We start from the raw sequence: 3,301 nt of genomic DNA on the forward strand, positions 1-3,301 counted from the left end.
AACTTTTCAAAACGATTTTGGGGAGTAATCTCAACAATTTTTAACTTAATTGGTTTTCCTAACTTCCGTTCGGTTTCTTTGCGAATTAACTCTAACATATCAAGGCTGTAACCCACCCACTTGCCCTGGGAGTTGACAAAACCAAAGGGAATAGCATCTTTACGAGCGCCCGCAGTAATTACCCCAGTTTTTTGAATGCGATCGAAGATTGCTCCGGCAAGGCTAGAATGGTTACTGGTGAGGGTTAAAGCTACTGTCATCGTCATGACGGCAAGTGTACGCTTCATTTTTTTTCCTAATCTGAAAGTGGCTCAAGTCTGGGACTGTTTCAGGAGACTGAGAGTTTCCCAGAGGAAGATTTTTCAGAGGAGATTGCTGGGGACAAAAAAAGAGGAGAGATGTTACTCTCTCCCCCTTTCAGTTTTTTCGACAGCATTTTAAATTGTTTTTTCAGTTGTCGCTGTCGGGCTGAACCGCCCTTGCCTTTGTCGTTACGTCCCTGACGGCGGGGGGACTCCCATCGCTTAAGTCGCATAGTTTTTAATTCAAATTTGGTTAGTTATCTGTATTGTAACAGGGTTAGCGTCAGTTTGGGTTAAGGAAATGAACTGACGGGGTGTAGGGTGTGGGGTGTGGGGTGTGGGGTTTTACCCATTTTCAGTAACCCATGCGGGCGTTGGGTTTCATGCTTCAACCCAACCTACATTCATCTTATATTTAATTCCACCCACCCACTTAACCAACCTTGTCCACCTAATTAGTATTTTCCTATGCTTAGTCAGCAACTTTGGCACAGCCATCAAGATCTAGTACAAGCTTGTCTAGAACACCCTTTTGTGCGAGGTATCGCCACAGGAGAGCTTAAACGGGACTGTTTCGCTTTCTATGTCGGTCAGGATGCTTTTTTTCTGGAATCTTTCGCCCGTGCTTACAGTATCGCCGCTGCTAAAGCTCCTGATTGGCAGGGATTTACTAGCTTTCATCGGTTAGCGGCAGGGGTATTAAAGGAATTAGAATTACACGAAAATTACGCTTTACAGTGGGGAGTTGACCTGAGAAAGGTTCAGCCCGCTAACGCCACCCGTCGCTATCGGGATTTTCTTCTCGCTACCGCTTGGATGGGTGATATCGGTGCGATTGCCGTGGCGATGAGTCCCTGTATGCGTCTTTATGCTTATCTGGGTCAACAATTAGCCTTAGAGCCGATTCCTGAGAATCCCTATCAAGCTTGGATTGATAGTTATAGTGGGGATGAATTCGCCGCTTTAGCAAGCCAGTTAGAGGAATTGGCGGATAAATACGCCCCGATGACGGAAAATATCTCTTTATCCTATCGTTATGCCCTTAGTTGTGAACAGGAATTCTTTAGTGCCGCCTACAGCTGGGGCAAATCTTAAAATTTTCCCGTCACAATGTTAAGAAATATAAATAACGCTAAGATTAAGGTAAGCAAAATCGTCATTATAAGAATAATGTTTCCTTCGCAACCCACCGAAAACGAACTCCTGAAAACTATATTGGAACCTCTACTAGAGGATTTCACCCATTGGTTTTCCCGTTCCCGTCTCCTCCTCGAATCCGAGAGATTATCCTTTCTCAGCGTCGAGGAACAAAACGATTTATTGGCAAGAGTCAAAAACGCCCAACAGGAGGTGGCCACGGCTTATTTACTCTTTAAAACCACAGGTGGTCAGGTGGGTATCGAGGCCAAGATGTTGTTGCCTTGGCATCAGTTGGTGGCAGAGTGTTGGGGAGTCAGCAGTCGTCGTCGTCGATTACAGGGTTGGGGAGAATATCAATCTCCTCAAACTGATGCTTAACCTGAAACTTTTTGGTAAGCTAGAGAGTTGAGCGAATTTTTAGCATAAAGTTTTGGCAATTAGGGAATATTCACACATAATTCATGGGAGACTCGGCCAATGTTACATCTGCTCTATATCCTCGCCTTCACAGTTATCGCTTTTTTGACCATTAATAATTTAATTCGGAGTCTGATTACTGTCAGCATGGATTCCCAGAAACGTCCTGCTAAATCGGCTAATTCCTATAATCCCTACGGTTATCCCATGACTTCCCATCCCGAACTTTTGGACGAGGCCGGACAACCGATTAATGAACCTCTGTTAGTGATTCGTTCTCTCACTGTCGAAGATGCTCGTCAGCAGTTAGATGCCATTTATAATTCTTCTCCCAGTGCCACCAAAGAGCAAGATGAAGAAATCTAATTGGGGTTGGCTGAATAAATCTAAAAATCTTGTTGGGTAAGACTTTGAGACCTTTTTGAAATCCAAAAGTGCTAGGCAAGAGAGTGATCAGGGGGAAAATTCAGGTGCTTTTTCCCCGAAAATTAGGTAATTGACCTCCTCAAAATCGGTAAAACCCTACACCCCACACCCCACACCCCACACCCTGCCCCCACCAGCAAACTTTTTCAGCAGACCCTAATTGGTTCTAGAATGGCAGTCCTTGAAAACAGATATATTTATCTACACGGTTTTGCTTCTGGCACCCAATCAACAAAAGCACAATTTTTGAGGCATTGTTGGCAAAAGAGGGGTTTAGCAATGGAAATACCCGATCTTAACGGTGATGACTTTTCTAGCTTAACTCTCACTCGTCAGATTGTTCAAGTCGGCCAATTGATTGAACAATCTCAGTTTCCCGTTACACTGATTGGTTCCAGTTTTGGCGGTTTAACGGCAGCTTGGCTGGCAGAAACTTATTTTCAGGTGCAAAGGCTCGTTTTATTAGCTCCCGCTTTTAATTTCGGGCCGATTTGGTTAGGACAATTGGGAGCAGAAACCCTAGCCAATTGGCAAAAATCTGGGAGTTTATCGGTTTATCACTACGGTTATCGTCGTTATCTGCCGATTTATTACAAGTTTATTGAGGATTTAGCTAATTATCCCCAAGAAAAGTTAATCAGGCAGCTCCCCACCCTGATTATTCATGGCAGTAACGATGGGGTAATTCCCCCAGAAAATAGTCGCTATTATGCTTTTTCTCGTCCTTGGGTACAGTTAATCGAATTAAATAGCGATCATGCCCTTACCGATGTTTTGACGAGAATCTGGGCTGAAATACAATTATTTCTCAATTTTTGACTAAATAGGGTTGGCTGAATAAATCTAAAAACCTTGTTGGATAAGGCTTTTAGACTTTTTTTCCCTCAAAAAGTGCCAACCATTGGAGTGATCGGGGGTAAAATCCCTGGACTTTTTCCCTGAAAATTAGGTAATTGACCCCCTCAAAATCGGTAAAACCCTACACCCTACACCCCACACCCTACCCCCACGAAAAA

The 3,301-nt window shown here is 43.8% G+C and carries 6 protein-coding genes and 1 pseudogene; 4 read left to right on the forward strand and 3 right to left on the reverse strand.

The window, feature by feature from the left end:
* Together PX481_RS01725 and PX481_RS01730 are read right to left on the reverse strand one after the other, a co-directional pair.
* On the reverse strand, window positions 1–287 hold a 287-nt coding region (locus PX481_RS01725), incomplete at its 3' end, for a transporter substrate-binding domain-containing protein (protein WP_288093365.1).
* 41 nt (window positions 288–328) lie between these two features.
* The gene (locus tag PX481_RS01730) at window positions 329–535 is read right to left on the reverse strand and encodes a hypothetical protein (protein WP_012267271.1); all 207 of its coding nucleotides are present in this window, start codon (window positions 533–535) and stop codon (window positions 329–331) included.
* A 235-nt stretch (window positions 536–770) separates the two neighbouring features.
* On the opposite strand from PX481_RS01730, the gene PX481_RS01735 reads away from it, so the two are divergent.
* From PX481_RS01735 to PX481_RS01745, 3 genes are all read left to right on the forward strand, one after another.
* On the forward strand, window positions 771–1,397 hold the full coding sequence (locus PX481_RS01735; RefSeq protein WP_288093368.1) for a TenA family protein: 627 nt from the start codon (window positions 771–773) through the stop codon (window positions 1,395–1,397).
* Window positions 1,398–1,412: 15 nt separating this feature from the next.
* Complete coding sequence (locus PX481_RS01740) at window positions 1,413–1,820, forward strand: DUF2605 domain-containing protein (protein WP_002757231.1); 408 nt, start codon at window positions 1,413–1,415, stop codon at window positions 1,818–1,820.
* Between the two features lie 99 nt (window positions 1,821–1,919).
* Window positions 1,920–2,225 carry a DUF2973 domain-containing protein gene (locus PX481_RS01745; RefSeq protein WP_002732775.1) on the forward strand — a complete coding sequence of 102 codons (306 nt, stop codon included), beginning with the start codon at window positions 1,920–1,922 and terminating at the stop codon, window positions 2,223–2,225.
* Here PX481_RS01745 and PX481_RS30005 read toward each other — a convergent pair.
* Window positions 2,166–2,408 (reverse strand): annotated as a pseudogene (locus tag PX481_RS30005) (hypothetical protein). The gene PX481_RS01745 and the pseudogene PX481_RS30005 sit on opposite strands and share 60 nt — an antisense overlap.
* Window positions 2,409–2,456: 48 nt before the next feature.
* Between PX481_RS30005 and PX481_RS01755 the strand changes: the two are divergent.
* Window positions 2,457–3,104: a YqiA/YcfP family alpha/beta fold hydrolase gene (locus PX481_RS01755; RefSeq protein WP_288093371.1), complete on the forward strand. Its 648-nt coding sequence runs from the start codon at window positions 2,457–2,459 to the stop codon at window positions 3,102–3,104.
* The last annotated feature ends 197 nt before the right edge of the window (window positions 3,105–3,301 follow it).

The organism is Microcystis sp. M53603_WE2 (assembly GCF_030065435.1).